The organism is Agrobacterium pusense (genome assembly GCF_900102105.1).
GTDB classification, from domain to species: domain Bacteria; phylum Pseudomonadota; class Alphaproteobacteria; order Rhizobiales; family Rhizobiaceae; genus Agrobacterium; species Agrobacterium pusense.
Genome location: NZ_FNBB01000004.1, coordinates 128,438 through 143,576 on the forward strand (window position 1 = coordinate 128,438; position 15,139 = coordinate 143,576).

15 protein-coding genes and 1 riboswitch are annotated in these 15,139 nt (G+C 60.4%); of the genes, 13 read left to right on the top strand and 2 right to left on the bottom strand.

The window, feature by feature from the left end; all coding sequences use genetic code 11:
* Positions 1–88 precede the first annotated feature (88 nt).
* The 10 genes from BLU28_RS12460 (at position 89) to thiD (ending at position 10,592) form a co-directional block, all read left to right on the top strand.
* On the top strand, positions 89–1,165 hold the full coding sequence (locus tag BLU28_RS12460) for an ABC transporter ATP-binding protein (protein WP_006698542.1): 1,077 nt from the start codon (positions 89–91) through the stop codon (positions 1,163–1,165).
* Between the two features lie 47 nt (positions 1,166–1,212).
* On the top strand, positions 1,213–2,463 hold the full coding sequence (locus BLU28_RS12465; protein ID WP_022563682.1) for an ABC transporter substrate-binding protein: 1,251 nt from the start codon (positions 1,213–1,215) through the stop codon (positions 2,461–2,463).
* A 172-nt stretch (positions 2,464–2,635) separates the two neighbouring features.
* The gene (locus BLU28_RS12470; protein WP_034498202.1) at positions 2,636–3,547 is read left to right on the top strand and encodes a carbohydrate ABC transporter permease; all 912 of its coding nucleotides are present in this window, start codon (positions 2,636–2,638) and stop codon (positions 3,545–3,547) included.
* Positions 3,548–3,551: 4 nt separating this feature from the next.
* Positions 3,552–4,409, top strand: coding sequence for a carbohydrate ABC transporter permease (locus BLU28_RS12475; RefSeq protein WP_006698545.1), 858 nt, complete (start codon positions 3,552–3,554; stop codon positions 4,407–4,409).
* 11 nt (positions 4,410–4,420) lie between these two features.
* The gene (locus BLU28_RS12480; RefSeq protein ID WP_022563680.1) at positions 4,421–6,412 is read left to right on the top strand and encodes an alpha-glucosidase; all 1,992 of its coding nucleotides are present in this window, start codon (positions 4,421–4,423) and stop codon (positions 6,410–6,412) included.
* A gap of 36 nt (positions 6,413–6,448) precedes the next feature.
* Positions 6,449–6,551: riboswitch (TPP riboswitch) on the top strand.
* Between the two features lie 128 nt (positions 6,552–6,679).
* The gene (locus BLU28_RS12485) at positions 6,680–7,465 is read left to right on the top strand and encodes an ABC transporter permease (RefSeq protein WP_022563679.1); all 786 of its coding nucleotides are present in this window, start codon (positions 6,680–6,682) and stop codon (positions 7,463–7,465) included.
* Complete coding sequence (locus tag BLU28_RS12490; RefSeq protein WP_006698547.1) at positions 7,462–8,412, top strand: ABC transporter substrate-binding protein; 951 nt, start codon at positions 7,462–7,464, stop codon at positions 8,410–8,412. Before BLU28_RS12485 ends, BLU28_RS12490 begins: the two co-directional genes overlap by 4 nt.
* Positions 8,409–9,149, top strand: a complete 741-nt coding sequence (locus BLU28_RS12495; protein WP_006698548.1) for a hydroxyethylthiazole kinase — start codon at positions 8,409–8,411, stop codon at positions 9,147–9,149. The genes BLU28_RS12490 and BLU28_RS12495 overlap by 4 nt, the downstream gene beginning before the upstream one ends.
* Positions 9,136–9,798 carry a thiamine phosphate synthase gene (thiE, locus tag BLU28_RS12500; protein ID WP_022563678.1) on the top strand — a complete coding sequence of 221 codons (663 nt, stop codon included), beginning with the start codon at positions 9,136–9,138 and terminating at the stop codon, positions 9,796–9,798. The genes BLU28_RS12495 and thiE overlap by 14 nt, the downstream gene beginning before the upstream one ends.
* Positions 9,795–10,592 carry a bifunctional hydroxymethylpyrimidine kinase/phosphomethylpyrimidine kinase gene (gene thiD, locus BLU28_RS12505; RefSeq protein WP_077986403.1) on the top strand — a complete coding sequence of 266 codons (798 nt, stop codon included), beginning with the start codon at positions 9,795–9,797 and terminating at the stop codon, positions 10,590–10,592. Before thiE ends, thiD begins: the two co-directional genes overlap by 4 nt.
* Before the next feature lie 16 nt (positions 10,593–10,608).
* Here thiD and BLU28_RS12510 read toward each other — a convergent pair whose 3' ends face one another.
* Positions 10,609–11,067 (bottom strand): Lrp/AsnC family transcriptional regulator, encoded by a 459-nt coding sequence (locus tag BLU28_RS12510; RefSeq protein WP_004438693.1) that lies wholly within the window; start codon positions 11,065–11,067, stop codon positions 10,609–10,611.
* A 127-nt stretch (positions 11,068–11,194) separates the two neighbouring features.
* Here BLU28_RS12510 and alr point away from each other — a divergent pair, with 127 nt between their 5' ends.
* Together alr and BLU28_RS12520 are read left to right on the top strand one after the other, a co-directional pair.
* The gene (gene alr, locus BLU28_RS12515; protein WP_022563676.1) at positions 11,195–12,361 is read left to right on the top strand and encodes an alanine racemase; all 1,167 of its coding nucleotides are present in this window, start codon (positions 11,195–11,197) and stop codon (positions 12,359–12,361) included.
* A 7-nt stretch (positions 12,362–12,368) separates the two neighbouring features.
* On the top strand, positions 12,369–13,625 hold the full coding sequence (locus BLU28_RS12520) for a D-amino acid dehydrogenase (RefSeq protein ID WP_006698552.1): 1,257 nt from the start codon (positions 12,369–12,371) through the stop codon (positions 13,623–13,625).
* A 66-nt stretch (positions 13,626–13,691) separates the two neighbouring features.
* Here BLU28_RS12520 and BLU28_RS12525 read toward each other — a convergent pair whose 3' ends face one another.
* Positions 13,692–14,402 (bottom strand): GntR family transcriptional regulator, encoded by a 711-nt coding sequence (locus tag BLU28_RS12525; protein WP_077986404.1) that lies wholly within the window; start codon positions 14,400–14,402, stop codon positions 13,692–13,694.
* Between the two features lie 179 nt (positions 14,403–14,581).
* Here BLU28_RS12525 and BLU28_RS12530 point away from each other — a divergent pair, with 179 nt between their 5' ends.
* On the top strand, positions 14,582–15,085 hold the full coding sequence (locus tag BLU28_RS12530) for a BA14K family protein (protein WP_022563674.1): 504 nt from the start codon (positions 14,582–14,584) through the stop codon (positions 15,083–15,085).
* Positions 15,086–15,139 lie beyond the last annotated feature (54 nt).

The following is a 15,139-nucleotide window of genomic DNA, read 5'->3' on the forward strand; positions in this document are numbered from 1 at the left end:
TCGAAGATGCAGTACGGGGAACTTGAAGGTTGATCCCGGCTATTGCGTCCATTGAAATTTCGGGCGTGCCGGTCGTGAGGAGGAAAATATGGCTTCAGTCAGCCTGCGCAAGCTGGACAAGAGTTACGGTGCGCTTCGCATCGTCAAGGGCATCGACCTTGAAATCAACGATGGCGAATTCGTCGTATTTGTCGGCCCTTCCGGCTGCGGCAAATCAACGACGTTGCGCATGGTCGCAGGGCTGGAGAGCATTACTGGCGGCGAGGTGAAGATCGGCGACCGTGTCGTCAACCGGCTGCCGCCGCGCGAGCGCGACATCGCCATGGTGTTTCAGGACTATGCGCTCTATCCGCACAAGACGGTGCGCGAAAACATGGGCTTCAGCCTGAAGGTGCGTGGCGTCAGCGCCTCGCAGGCCAATGCCAGCATCGATGAGGCGGCAAAGATGCTAGGCATCGAGCATCTTCTCGATCGGCGGCCTGGACAGCTTTCCGGCGGCCAGCGCCAGCGTGTTGCCATGGGGCGCGCCATCGTGCGCCGCCCGCAGGTATTTCTGTTCGATGAGCCGCTTTCCAACCTCGACGCTAAACTCCGCGGACAGGTACGCACGGAAATCAAGCGCCTGCACCAGCAGCTCGGCACCACCATCATCTATGTCACCCATGACCAGGTGGAGGCGATGACGCTGGCGGACCGCATCGTCATCCTGCGCGGCGGCGATATCGAACAGGTCGGCACGCCAGATGAGGTTTATAACCGCCCGGAAAGCGTGTTCGTCGGCGGTTTCGTCGGTGCGCCCGCGATGAATTTTGCCCGCGCCAGGGTCAATGGTGACCGGCTGACATTTTCCGACGGCAATTCCCTGCCGATGGCGGCTATCCGGCCATCACGCGAAACGGGGCTGGAAGGACGCGACGTCATCGTTGGCATCCGCCCGGAACATTTCGGCCCCGCCGAAGGCTTCGGCAGCCAGCTTGCCGTGAAGGTGCAGGTTGTGGAACCGCTGGGCTCGGACACGCTCGTCCATTTCAGCCTCGGCGACGCGGCGCTGACCGCACGAATGCCGCCGCAGCTTCGGCCAACGCCGAACGAGGAACTGCGGATCGGAGTCGATCCGTCCAAGGTCCATCTTTTCGACGCAACAACGGAGCGCTCGATCCACTGATTGCCGTGCAAAATGCCACGGCCAAGGGTTAATAACGGGAGGAACATATGACACTTAAATCTACCAGGGGCAAAGCCTTCATGGGCGCTGCGCTCTGCGCAACCGTGCTCGCTTTTTCAGGTCAGGCCTTTGCCGATGCCGAATTGAAGATCTTCGTTTCCAGCCAGCATCAACCGGATGTCTGGCGCAAGGCGCTCGATCAATATGAGGCGAAGACGCCGGGCGTGAAGGTGGTCATCGAGACCGGCGGCAACACCTCGGAAATGCAGGCGCAATATCTCAACACCGTGATGTCGGCCAAGGATTCGAGCCTCGACGTATTGATGCTCGACGTCATCCGTCCCGCGCAATTTGCAACAGCCGGCTGGACCAGCGATTTTGCCGGCAAGGACATGTCCGCCTATCTGCCGACCTATGCCGAAGCCAATACGGTGGATGGCAAGATCGTGGCGTTGCCAGCCTTCGCCGACTCCATGTTCCTCTATTACCGCAAGGACCTGCTGGATAAATACGGCATCAAGCCGCCGACCACCTGGGACGAGCTGAAGGAAGCGTCCAAGAAGGTCATGGAAGGCGAAAAGAACCCGGAGCTTCAGGGCCTGTCCTTCCAGGGCAAGGCGATCGAAGGCGCGGTCTGCACCTTCCTCCTGCCCTACTGGAGCGAAGGCAAGTCGCTGGTTGAAAACGGCAAGCTGAACTTCGACAATAAGGCGGCGGTGGATTCGCTGAAGCTCTGGAAGAGTTTTGTCGACGAAGGCATTTCCAAGAAGAACATTTCGGAGGTGGCGACCGACGACACCCGCAAGGAATTCCAGGCCGGCAAGGTCCTCTTTGCCGTCAACTGGTCCTATGCCTGGACCCATTTCCAGGGCAAGGAATCGCAGGTGAACGACAAGGTCGGCGTCGCCCGCCTTCCCGCCGTCAAAGGTGGTGAGCAGACGACCTGCCTCGGCGGCTGGGAATTCGGCGTGTCCGCCTATTCCAAGCAGCAGGATGAAGCCAAGAAGCTTGTCGAATATCTCTCCAGTCAGGATGTCTCGAAGTTCATGGCCATCAATGCAGCGCTCCTGCCCACCTACGCCGCTCTCTACAAGGATGCCGACGTGACCAAGGCAATCCCGTGGTTCGCGGATGCCCTGCCGGTCGTCGAAACAGCAAAGGCCCGTCCGGTGACGCCGCGCTACAACGAGGTCAGCGAGACCATTCGCACCACGGTCAACGGTGTGCTCGCCGGCGTCATGACGCCGGAGGATGGCGCAAAGCAGATGGAAAGTCGTCTGCGGCGCGTTCTGCGATAAGCTTCGGGCCGGAAGGCGGCGTGTGCACCGCCCCCCTTCCGGCCGTTTCGACTGACAGGATGAAAGGCGCCTCAAGGGCGCGAAACGGGCCGGACATAAACCGGTCCGACCGGGAGACGATGACGTGAATCCAGTTGCGGGAGTGGCAGACGTGACAATGCCGGAAAGAACCATGGTTCGGGTGGACGAGAAACCGCAGCCGCGCTGGACGCGGTGGCTCGATCTCGGCGACCGGTCGCTGGCCGTGCTGCTACTCGCACCGGCGGCGATCCTGCTTTCGCTCATCATCGTTTATCCGGTGGCGCGGCTCGTCTATACGAGCTTCTTCAGCCTGTCGCTGACCTCGGGCCTGCCGGCGGAATTCATCGGCTTTGAAAATTACACGGCAATGTTCGACGATCCGATTTTCTGGGAAACGACCTGGAATACGGTGCTGATAACGCTGATCACCGTGCCCGGCGCACTGTTCATGGGCCTTGGCCTCGCATTGCTCGCCAACCTGCCTTTCTCCATGCAGTGGCCAATGCGGCTTTCCCTTCTCATCCCCTGGGCGCTGCCGCTCTCCTTTGCAGGTCTCATCTTCGCGTGGTTCTTTCATTATGAATATGGTGTGGTCAACGACGTGCTGAACCGGCTGGGCTTTGAAGGCATCATCTGGTTCAACTCGCCGAACTGGGCCTTTGCCGCCATCTGCCTGACGATCATCTGGAAGACCTCCTCCTTCATGGCGCTCATGATCCTCGCCGGGTTGCAGACCATCCCGCGCTCGCTTTACGAGGCAGCGGATGTGGATGGCGCTGGCAGGATCAGGCAGTTCTTCGAAATCACCCTGCCGCTTCTGAAGCCATCGATTATCGTCGCCCTCATCTTCCGCACGATCACGGCGCTACAGACCTTTGATATTCCATACATGATGACCGGCGGCGGCCCCGGCACATCCACCACGACGCTTGCCATGTATATCCACCAGAACACCGTCTCCTTCCTCGATCTCGGTTACGGTTCGGCCTTAGCGGTCATGATGTTTGCGCTTTCCATGTGCGTCACCGCCGTTTACCTCCGTATCATCAGGACGAAGGACTGATCCCATGAGCAACGTTGCCACCTCTTCCGGTCTGTCCTCTTTCTTCTCGGGCAAGCCGCTGCGCTTCATCGCGGCCTCCATTCTTCTGATAAACGGCCTTTTCCCGGCTATCTGGATCCTCTTCACCTCGCTGAAAACCGAGGCGGAGCTGACTGTCAAGCCGATCACCTGGTTTCCGCACGCGCCGACACTTGCGAACTACGTGCAGGCCTTTTCGGATCAGCCGCTGCACCTCTTCCTGTTCAACAGCTTCATGGTGGCGCTGCTTTCAACGGCACTGACCATCCTGATTTCGGTGCTCGCGGCTTACGCGCTGGCGCGGCTGAACCTTAAATACCGGGCGCTTATCCTGTCGCTCATCATCGCCGTTTCCACCTTTCCGCTGGTGACGCTGCTTGTGCCGCTGTTCGAAATCATGCGGGCGCTCAATCTGCTCAACAGCTGGACGGCGCTGATCCTGCCCTACACGGTGCTGTCGCTGCCGGTCTGCACCTTGATGCTGGTCTCCTTCTTCGAAAGTATTCCGCGCGATCTCGAAAACGCTGCCATGATCGATGGCTGCACCCGCATCGGCGCGCTGTTCAAGGTCGTCGTGCCGCTTTGCGCGCCTGGTGTTTTCACCGCAGGCATCCTTGCCTTCGTGAATGCCTGGGACGAGTTCCTGCTGGCGCTTTCCTTCAATTCCAACCCTGCGCTACGCACACTGCCCGTTGGCATCCAGCTTTATCAGGGGGAGTTCGCTTTCCCCTGGCCGGTCATTTCGGCAGCGTTGGTGGTCGGTATCGTGCCGGTCGCGATCCTCATCGTCATCTTCCAGGAACGGGTTGTCTCTGGCCTCACCGCCGGTGGTCTCAAGGGCTAAAAGGTTAAGTCATGCATTTCGAAAAGACCCACGATGGATTTACGCTTGCGATCGGTAACCGCACCATCCTTTCCCATTCGCCCGACGAGCCGGCCCTATTCGCCGGTTTCGGCAAAGAGCGGATGGATATGTATCGCGGCAATTTCGATATCGAAGACTACGTCATCGAACGAACCGCCCTGCGCCACGCCGAGGTGAGCGGCGACAGCGTCACGCTTTCCTCCGCACCGGGACAGACCCCTCGCCTTCGCCTGACACTCGAAAGCAATGCCATCCTGCTGACAGCGCTGGACAAGACCATCAACCGTCTCTGGCTGCGCGTCTTTGCGGAAACGGACGAGCATGTCTGGGGCGGCGGCGAGCAGATGTCCTATTTCGACATGCGCGGCCGGCGCTTTCCGCTCTGGACCTCCGAGCCCGGCGTTGGCCGCGACAAGACCACCGAAATCACCTTCAAGTCTGACGTCAACGGCAAGGCAGGCGGTGATTATTACAACACCAACTATCCGCAGCCGACCTATCTCTCGTCGCGTAGATACGCGCTGCATGTGGAAACGAGCGCCTATTCGGTCTTCGATTTCCGCAATGGCGATTTCCACGAGATCGAAATCTGGGCCATCCCGGAGAAGATCGAATTTTTGGCCGGCGACAGTTTCACCGATATCGTCTCCGCGCTGTCCCTACGGTTTGGACGGCAGCCGCAAATGCCGGAATGGATATATAATGGCGCGATCATTGGATTAAAGGATGGCGTCAATTCGTTTGCGCGGCTGGAGAAAATCCGCGCAGCAGGAACGCAGGTGTCGGGCCTGTGGTGTGAGGACTGGGTGGGGCTTCGCCAGACATCCTTCGGCGCACGCCTGTTCTGGGACTGGCAGGCGAACGAAACCCGTTATCCGCATCTGCGCCAGAAGATCGCCGAGCTTGCCGATCAGGGTATCCGTTTTCTGGGGTACGTGAACCCCTATCTCTGCGTTGACGGCCCGCTTTTCCCGGTGGCCGAACAGGCCGGTTATTTCGCAACGGATGCGGAAGGGAAAACGGCGCTGGTGGATTTCGGCGAGTTCGATTGCGGCGTGGTCGATTTCACCAATCCGGCTGCCGCCGACTGGTTTGCCGAAGAAATCATCGGCAAGAACATGCTGGATTTCGGCCTTTCCGGGTGGATGGCTGATTTCGGCGAATATCTTCCGATCGATATAACGCTCTTCAACGGTGTCGACGCTAAGCTGATGCACAATGCATGGCCCACCCTGTGGGCCGAGGTCAATGCAAAAGCCGTCGAAAGCCGCGACAAGACCGGCGAAACGCTGTTCTTCATGCGCGCAGGCTTCACCGGAGTGCAGGCCCATTGCCCCCTCATCTGGGGCGGTGACCAGTCGGTCGACTTCTCCCGTCATGATGGGCTTGTCACCGTCATTTGCGGCGCGCTTTCATCCGGCCTCATGGGCAATGCCTATCACCATTCCGACATCGGCGGTTACACCAGCCTGTTCGGCAATGTCCGCACCGCGGAACTCATCATGCGCTGGACGGAGATGGCCGCCTTCACGCCTGTCATGCGCACCCATGAGGGCAACCGCCCGCGTGACAATCTGCAGATCGATCAGGATGAAGCGGTTCTCGCCCATTTCGCCCGCATGACGACAGTCTATGTCGCGCTTGCCCCCTATCTGAAATCGCTCTCCGCCGAAGCGGCCAGGACGGGGCTTCCGGTGCAACGCCCGCTTTTCCTGCATTACGAGAATGACCGGCAGACTTACGCCATTCAGGACAGCTATCTCTATGGCCCCGACATGCTGGTGGCCCCTGTCTGGAAAGCGGGAGAAGCGCAACGCACTCTCTATCTTCCGGGCGATGGCCAGTGGGTACATCTGTGGAGCGGCGTGCATCATCGCGGTGGAAACGAGGTTACCGTGGAAGCACCACTCGGCCGGCCCGCGGTTTTCTACCGCGCCGATAGTGGCAACGTCACCCTGTTTGAACAGCTCCGCACCATCTGAGCCGTTGACAGCCAGCTAAAAAAACGACAGTTTCCGACCCATTCCGAGGGGAGCACCAGACGGTGCTGAGATGGCGTTGAGCCGGACCCTTGAACCTGATCCGGATCATGCCGGCGTAGGAACGGAAACTGTCGCGCCTTTGAGGCGCTGCCCTTTCTCTTCTCCGCTTTGTCCTGATCTCCGCGATTGTCACGTGTGGAGACCGAATGATGATGCTGAAAGTTTTTGTCCGTCGCACCCGGTGCGTCTGCGTCTGAGGTTCGGCTCATGCGTGCCGCCCATGCGTTGAACGGTGTCGGTCTCCTGCTTGTTCTCTGGCAGGCAGGCACATGGCTGTTCTCCCCACCCCGTTATATCCTGCCGGCGCCGGCCGATGTCGCCGCGGCCTTCCTGCGCCACCCCGGTTTCCTGTTGGGGCAGGCCATGGTTACATTTCTCGAAATGGCCGTTGGACTGACGGCCGGCGTCCTGGTCGGTATTCTCGTGGCTTTCTCCATCGCGGCAATCCCCCGTCTCGGTCGCCTCGTCTGGCCGATGGTTCTGGTTTTGCAGGCCTTTCCGGTCTTCGTGCTGGCGCCCATCCTCGTCCTCTGGTTCGGCTTCGGCATGGCCTCGAAAGCGGTGATGACAGCGATCATCATCTTCTTTCCCGTCGCCTCCTCCTTCACCGATGGCCTCAACAGGACGGATCGCGCCATTCTCGATGCCGCCTCGCTGACGCAGGCAAGCCACTGGCAGGTTCTCACCCGGTTGCGCGTGCCACTGGCACTGCCTTCGCTTATCTCCGGGCTGCGGGTGGCCGCACCCCTCGCACCGCTGGGCGCTGTCATTGGCGAATGGGTTGGCGCATCGGCAGGGCTTGGATTCGTGATGATCCAGTCAAACGCCCGCATGCAGACCGACACGATGTTCGCCGCCATGGCGATACTCGCCATCATGGCGGTGCTGCTGCGACTGGCGGTGGATCGCGCCACCGCCCATCTGGCGCCCTGGGCCAGGGAAACAGAACACACCATTCCTTTCGGGAATTTACGGAGACTTTCAGCATCATGAAGCGAACTCTTCTTTCTTTCGTCGTCGCGGCGACAAGCATATTTGCCCCCGTTCAGTCACAGGCGGCCGACAGGCTTACGGTATTGCTGGAATGGTTCGTGAACCCCGACCATGCGCCGATGGTCATCGCGAAAGAGCGGGGCCTTTTTGCGGATGCGGGGCTCGAAGTTGAACTTGTTCCTCCGGCAGATCCTTCCGCCGTTCCGCGCCTCGTTTCGGCAAAACAGGCCGATATCGGCGTGCACTACCAGCCCAACCTCTATCTCGACCACGATGCCGGCCTGCCGCTCGTCCGTTTCGGCACACTGGTCGAAACGCCGCTAAACACCGTCACCGTGCTGGCTGACGGACCGATCAAAAGCCTGAAGGACCTGAAGGGCAGGAAAGTCGGTTTTTCCGTATCCGGCTTCGAGGATGCCATGTTGAAGCGCATGCTGGAAAAGGACGGTCTGACGAAAGACGATGTGGAACTCATCAACGTCAATTTCTCCCTGTCGCCATCGCTCATCGCCGGCAAGGTGGACGCCACGCTCGGCGGTTTCCGCAATTTCGAACTGACGCAGATGAAGCTCGAGGGCCACGAAGGCCGATCCTTCTTTCCCGAGGAACATGGTGTTCCGGCCTATGACGAGCTGATCTTCGTCACCCATCGCGATCTCGCAACAGACAGCCGCCTGCCGCGTTTCCTCTCCGCCGTGGAACAGGCCGCTATTTTCATCACCAATCACCCGCAGGAATCCTGGCAGCTTTTCATCAAGGCCTATCCCAATCTCGATGACGCACTGAATAAGCAGGCTTTCTTCGACACAGTGCCGCGTTTTGCCAAGCGCCCTGCCGCACTCGACCGCGCCCGCTATGCGCGTTTTGGCGCCTTCATGCAGGAAATGCAGCTCATCAAGCAGGCGCCGGCGGCGGACGAAATCGCCGTGGAGCTACAGCAGCCATGACAATCCCTTTCCCCACGACCACGCAGGCCGCCGAAATCCTTGAAAAAGTCAGGCAAGCGCGTCCGCGCGTACATTGCCTTATGAATACCGTGGTGCAAAAATTCACCGCCGACGGGATTACCGTTGTCGGCGGCATTCCCTCCATGACCACGTCGCTGGAGGAAATCGAAAGCTTCGTTACCAAGGCGGATGCGCTGACCATCAATCTCGGCACGCTGGATGCGGAACGGCGCAAGGTTATCCTGCTGGCAGTGAAGATCGCCAACGCCTCAGGCAAGCCCTGGATCGTCGACCCCGTGCATTGTGACTATTCTCCATCCCGGCTGGCCTTCGCGCGTGAGCTCATCACTCTCTCTCCCGCGATCGTGCGTGGCAACCGTGCAGAAATGAGACTGATCGGCGAGGTGCCAGATGCAATCAGGATCGAAACCGGGCCGGTCGATCACCTGAGCGACGCGACGCGACGCGTCAGGATCGTAAACGGCCATCCCTGGATGGCTAAGGTAACGGGTACGGGCTGCCTCTCGGGGGGCGTCATCGCTGCTTTCATGGCCGTGGAACGGGATGCTTTGGCAGCGGCGGCGTCCGCCCTTGCCGTCACCGGCGTCTCCGCCGAACTGGCCGCGTCCTGTGCCAGAGGTCCCGGCACGTTCGAACCGGCATTCCTGGACGCGCTTTCGGCGATTACCGGCGAGGATATCATCAATCATGCGAGGATCGAGAATGAACAAGGTTGATTACCGCCTCAACGCGCTTGTGGATGGGAGCCTCGGCGATGTCGCGCCTCTCTTTGAGCTTGCTCTGGCGGCTGCACTTAATGGCGCGACCATCCTGCAATATCGCGACAAGCACGGCTCGACACGGGAGATGATCGAAAACGCCCGCGCCATCCACGAGGCCATCGCCGGCACCGGCGTGCCGCTCGTCATCAATGACCGGGTGGATGTTGCGCTCGCCTCGGGCGCAGATGGAGTGCATCTTGGCGCCGACGATATGGACGCCAAAACCGCTCGGCGCATTCTTGGCGATAAGGCGATCATCGGCCTCACGGTCAAGAACCGCGCCGACGCCGAGCGGGCAGCCTCCATGCCCGCCGATTACGCCTGCATCGGCGGCGTGTTCGACACAGTTTCAAAGGTCAACCCGGACAAGCCTGTGGGTATCGATGGATTTTCGACACTCCGCGGCCTGCTGAGGGAATGGCGGCCGGACATGCCGGTGGGCGCCATCGCCGGCATCGATCTCTCCCGCGTCCCCTCTGTCATTGCCGCCGGTGCGGATGGAGTCGCGGTGATCTCCGCCATCTTCCGCGCGGCAGATATTGCCGGCGCGACCAAGGAGTTCCGTTCCGCAATCGATGCCACTCTGAAAGCGAGACAGCCATGACATCAATTGCGTTGACCATTGCCGGATCCGACAGCGGCGGCGGTGCGGGCATACAGGCCGACCTCAAGACATTCTCCGCGCTTGGCGCCTATGGCGCCAGCGTCATCACCGCCATCACCGCACAGAACACCAGAGGCGTAACTGCGGTCGAGGATATTTCGGTGGCCACCATCATCGCGCAGATGGATGCGGTGTTTTCCGATCTCACCGTCAATGCGGTGAAGATCGGCATGGTTTTCCGTATCGAAACCATTGCAGCCATAGCGGAACGGCTCCGGCGGCAATCGCAGCCCGTGGTGCTGGATCCAGTCATGGTAGCGACGTCAGGCGACCGTTTGCTGCAAGAGGACGCCATCGAGACATTGCGGCGCGAGCTTCTGCCAATCGCGACCATCGTTACGCCGAACCTGCCGGAAGCGGCGCTTTTAACCGGCACGCCGATAGCGGAGACGAAAACGGACATCAATCATCAGGCCGAGGCGATCCTGAAAGCGGGCGCGAAAGCGGTGCTCATCAAGGGCGGACATGGTGCGGGGCCTGAGAGCACGGATTATCTGTTTGCAGATGGCACCATGCAGGCGCTTTCCGCTGCACGCGTAGAGACGAAGAACGATCACGGCACCGGCTGCACGCTGGCGGCGGCGATCACGGCGCATCTTGCGAGGGGAAGCGAGTTGCTGGAGGCCGTGGAGCTGGCGAAAGATTATTTGAATGGGGCGCTTGATGCTGGGCGGAGCCTTGCCGTTGGACATGGGCGCGGGCCGGTGCATCATTTTTATCGGTGGTGGGGGTGAAGCCCCACACTCGATGCTACCTCGCCTTCGGCGTCGCCAGCACATTCCGGATCGCGAAGCTCGAATGAATACGCGAGACCCCCGGCAGCTTCGAGAGTATCTCCTTGTGGATGCGCTCGAAATCCCCCGCACTTTCTGCCTCGCAACGCAGGAAATAATCCGAACCGCCGGTCATGAGATAACATTCGCGGATTTCCGGATATCGCCGCACCGCATTTTCGAAACGGTTGAGAAAATCCTCCGTCTGCCGGTCGAGCGTGATCTGCACGATGACCGAAATCACCTCACCGCCGGCGAGGCCGCTGGTAAGCGCCGTGTAACCGCGGATGATCCCTTCCCGTTCGAGAATATCGACGCGACGCAAGCACGCGGATGGCGAAAGCCCGACCTCTGCAGCAAGCTTTGCGTTGCTGATGCGGGCGTTGAGCCGAAGCAGCCGGATGATATGGCGGTCGGTCGCATCGAGTGACGACATAGAAAATTCCAATCAGCAAAAGAAAATTGCGCGATTGCCAATTCTATCGCATTTCCTTCGAATAATCGCCAAGAAATTCGATAATCGTTGCAATACTCTCATAAGATAAAAATGAGGGTGAGCGACTATGGACATGCAGATCAGCCGCCAGCAGGCAGCGGGTGGTGCAAGCGGCCATCTGACCATCGATCTCGGCGCATTGCGCGACAATTATCTGGCACTTGCGGCGATGGCGCCCGCATCCCAGACGGCGGCGGTCGTCAAGGCCGATGCATATGGCCTCGGTGCGGATATGGTCTCGCAAACCCTGTTCGATGCGGGGTGTCGTCATTTCTTCGTCGCTCATATTGACGAGGCGCTGGCGCTTCGGCTGCGTCTTCCCGCCCAGGCGCGGATCTTCGTCCTCAACGGCCTTCAACCCGGCAATGAGACCTCCTGCGCCGCCATGGCGATCACACCGGTTCTCAATTCGCTGGAGCAGATCGCCCAATGGGCGGTCCATGCCAAGACGCTCGGCAGGAAACTTGCAGCCGCCGTGCAGATCGATACCGGCATGTGCCGCCTCGGCCTTTCCCCCGAAGAGCTGGAAACCCTCACCTCCCAGCCGCAACTGTTCGATGGTATCGACATCGCCTTCGTCATGAGCCACCTCGCCTGCGCCGACGAACCGGGCCATGCATGCAATGCGGCGCAGCTGTCGGCGATGCGGCAGGCCACGATTGCGTTTCCTGATGTCCCGGTCTGTTTTTCCAACTCCGGAGGTATTTTTCTGGGTCGTGAGTACCACAACCACCTGCTGCGCCCCGGCATCGCGCTTTACGGCGGCGCACCCTCTGTCGACCGCCCGAACCCGATGAAGCCGGTCGTTCGCCTCGATCTCGCCGTGATCCAGACCCGCACCGTTTCCGCCGGTTCGCTGGTTGGTTACGGCGGTTCCTTCGAAGCGTCCGGCTCTACGCGTCTTGCGACGATCGCCGCCGGTTATGCAGACGGCCTGCCGCGCTCGCTCAGCAATCGCGGCGCGGCATGGCATGATGGCGTGCGCCTGCCGATCGCGGGGCGCGTTTCGATGGACAGCATCATTCTGGACATATCCGCCCTGCCCGAGGGAACATTGACCCAAGGCAGTTTCGTGCAGATGATCGGCCCCGAGCAAACGCTTGAAGACATCGCGGACGATGCGGGCACGATCGCCTACGAAATCCTGACCGGCCTCGGCCGTCGTTATCGCCGTACCTATATTCAGCCGGACGAAACCCCGACCTTTGCTTCAACATCAGTCAATCACAAGTGAGACGATCATGAACGTCACTATCCTCGGAGCCGGCGTCGTCGGCGTGACATCCGCCTGGTATCTGGCCAAAGCCGGGCACAAGGTGACGGTGATCGACCGGCAGCCGGCTGCAGCGCTCGAGACCAGCTTTGCCAATGCGGGTGAGGTTTCCCCCGGCTATTCTTCGCCCTGGGCCGCGCCGGGCATTCCGGTCAAGGCCATGAAATGGCTGTTCATGAAACATGCACCGCTGATCATTCGCCCGACGGTCGATCCGGCCGCCTGGCGCTGGATGAGCCAGATGCTGCGCAACTGTACCTCGGCGCGTTATGCCATCAACAAGAGCCGCATGGTGCGCGTCGCGGAATATAGCCGCGACTGCCTAATGGCACTGCGGGAAGAGACAGGCATCCAGTATGACCAGCGCATGCAGGGCACGCTGGAGGTATTCCGCACACAAAAGCAGTTTGACGCGATCGGCAAGGACGTGGACGTGCTGACGGCGGGCGGCGTGCCTTTCGAAATTCTCGACCGAGACGGCTGCGCCGCCGTGGAACCCGGCCTCTCGCCATCGAAGGAAAAGATCGTCGGCGGGCTGCGGCTGCCTGGCGACGAGACCGGTGACTGCTACATGTTCACCACCGAGCTTGCCCGCATGGCGGAAGAAGCGGGCGTTACCTTCTTGTACGACACGGGGATCATGCGCCCCATCGTTGAGGCAGGACGCGTCAAGGCGGTGGAGACCACCCGCGGGCTTGTGGAAGCGGATATTTTTGTCGCCGCGCTTGGCAGCTACTCTCCACAGTTCCTGCGTCAGCTCGGTCTGACCCTGCCGGTCTACCCGGTCAAGGGTTATTCCATCACGGTGCCGATTGTGAAAGAGGAACGGGCGCCCGTCTCCACGGTGATGGATGAAACGTTCAAGGTCGCGATCACCCGGCTCGGTTCGCGCATCCGTGCTGGCGGAATGGCGGAAATCGCCGGCTTCAGCAAGGACTTGCCCGCAGCGCGGCAGGCAACACTCGCCCATTCGGTGGAAGACCTGTTCGGTGGCGCGGGCGATCAGTCGCAGGCGAAATTCTGGTGTGGCCTGCGCCCGATGACGCCGGATGGTACGCCTGTTATCGGCGCTACCCGCTACAGCAACCTTTACCTTAACACCGGCCACGGCACGCTCGGCTGGACCATGTCCTGTGGCTCCGCCCGCGTCCTTGCGGACATGATCAGCGGTGCGACGCCCGAGATCGACACCCACGATCTGGCAATCAGCCGCTACGCGGCATGACCGGCACGCTCCGGTTTCCGCTGATATCGCCCTCGCACGGCGTGTGAGGGCCGATACACCGATATCCTAAAGCGCCAGAGCGTCCCTGAGGGCTAGACCTTCCTTGGTACGGAGGTCGAGATCGGCCTCTATATGATTAAGATGTTGCAGCATCAGCGCCCGGGCCCTTGCCGCATCCTTCGCCTCCAGCGCATCCAGAAGATCGGCATGTTCGTTATGACCGCAGCTCGATACGCCGGAGCGCCCATAGAGCGCGATGACCAGCGATGAGCGCGCAACCAGTTCATCCATGAATTTTTCTAGGATGGCATTGCCGGCAATTGACGCCAGCATCAGGTGAAAATCACCCGAGGCCTTGATTTCGGCCCGCCGTGCGCTCGGCCCGCGTTCCTGCTGATGCCTGCTCTCCTCCAACAGATGCTCCCGCAGCTTCTTTACCGCCGCAGGCGTGATTTTTTCGATTGCCGCGTCAACGACGCCGGGCTCGATCAGCCGGCGGGACGCAAATACCTGCCGCGCCTCGTCGGGCGTCGGATTGGAAACGAAAGCGCCCCGATTGCGCTCGGCCTTCACGAGGCCCTCATAGGCAAGCATCTGCAGCGCCGCGCGCACCACCGTGCGGCTGACATCGAACAACTTTCCCACTTCCGCTTCCGACAATTTCGTTCCCGGCGCCAGCCGGCGATCGACAATGGCGTCGCGCAAAGTGTCTCGAATGGCCTGGGCACGATCCTCATGCGATGAATCGGGAGATACGGTTATATGGGCAAGGCTCATGGGCGCGTCCTGTTTGCTCCCGAGTTTTAGCGCGAAGCGTGGGACGCAGGCAAACGGGAATTGTGGGCGACAGCCGGTCTGCCACAATTCATTCAGCGACCGTTCAGCAGGCGGGCTGTATTTCCTTAACCATCGAATTTGCAACTGGCAGCACCCTGCCACCTGGATGGAAAAACACCATGTCGTCCTTTGCAGCCAAAACCGCTATGGCTATCGCCGTCGCCGCCGCAACCATCGCTCCCTTCAACAGCGCATCCGCCGGCGACTGGGACCGCCACGACCGCCGCGACGCGGCGCTTCTGGGAGGTGTGCTTGGCCTTGCCGCCGGTGTTGCCGTTGGTTCCGCCCTTTCCCGCCCGGCACCGGTGGAGGAGGAACGGGTCTATATCGATCCGGCACCGCGCCGTTATCAGGCCTATGAGCCGAGCTATGTCTATGAAGAGCCGGACTATCGTTACTACCGGCCAGCACCGCAGCCGGTTTATCGCCCGGCGCCGGTCTATCGCGCGCAGCCGGTTTACGACAGCCGTCCCGTCTATAGTCAGCCCCAGACCTATCGCACCATCGAGCCGTGGACCAACGCCTGGTACGATTATTGCTCGCAGCGTTACCGCAGCTTCAATTCCCGCACCGGCACCTACACGGATTATGACGGTCAGCGTCATTTCTGCGTAGCAGGCTGAAACGACGGCCCTTGCCGCAATTGCTGCGATTATTGCCAGGCCGCAGACGGAAAA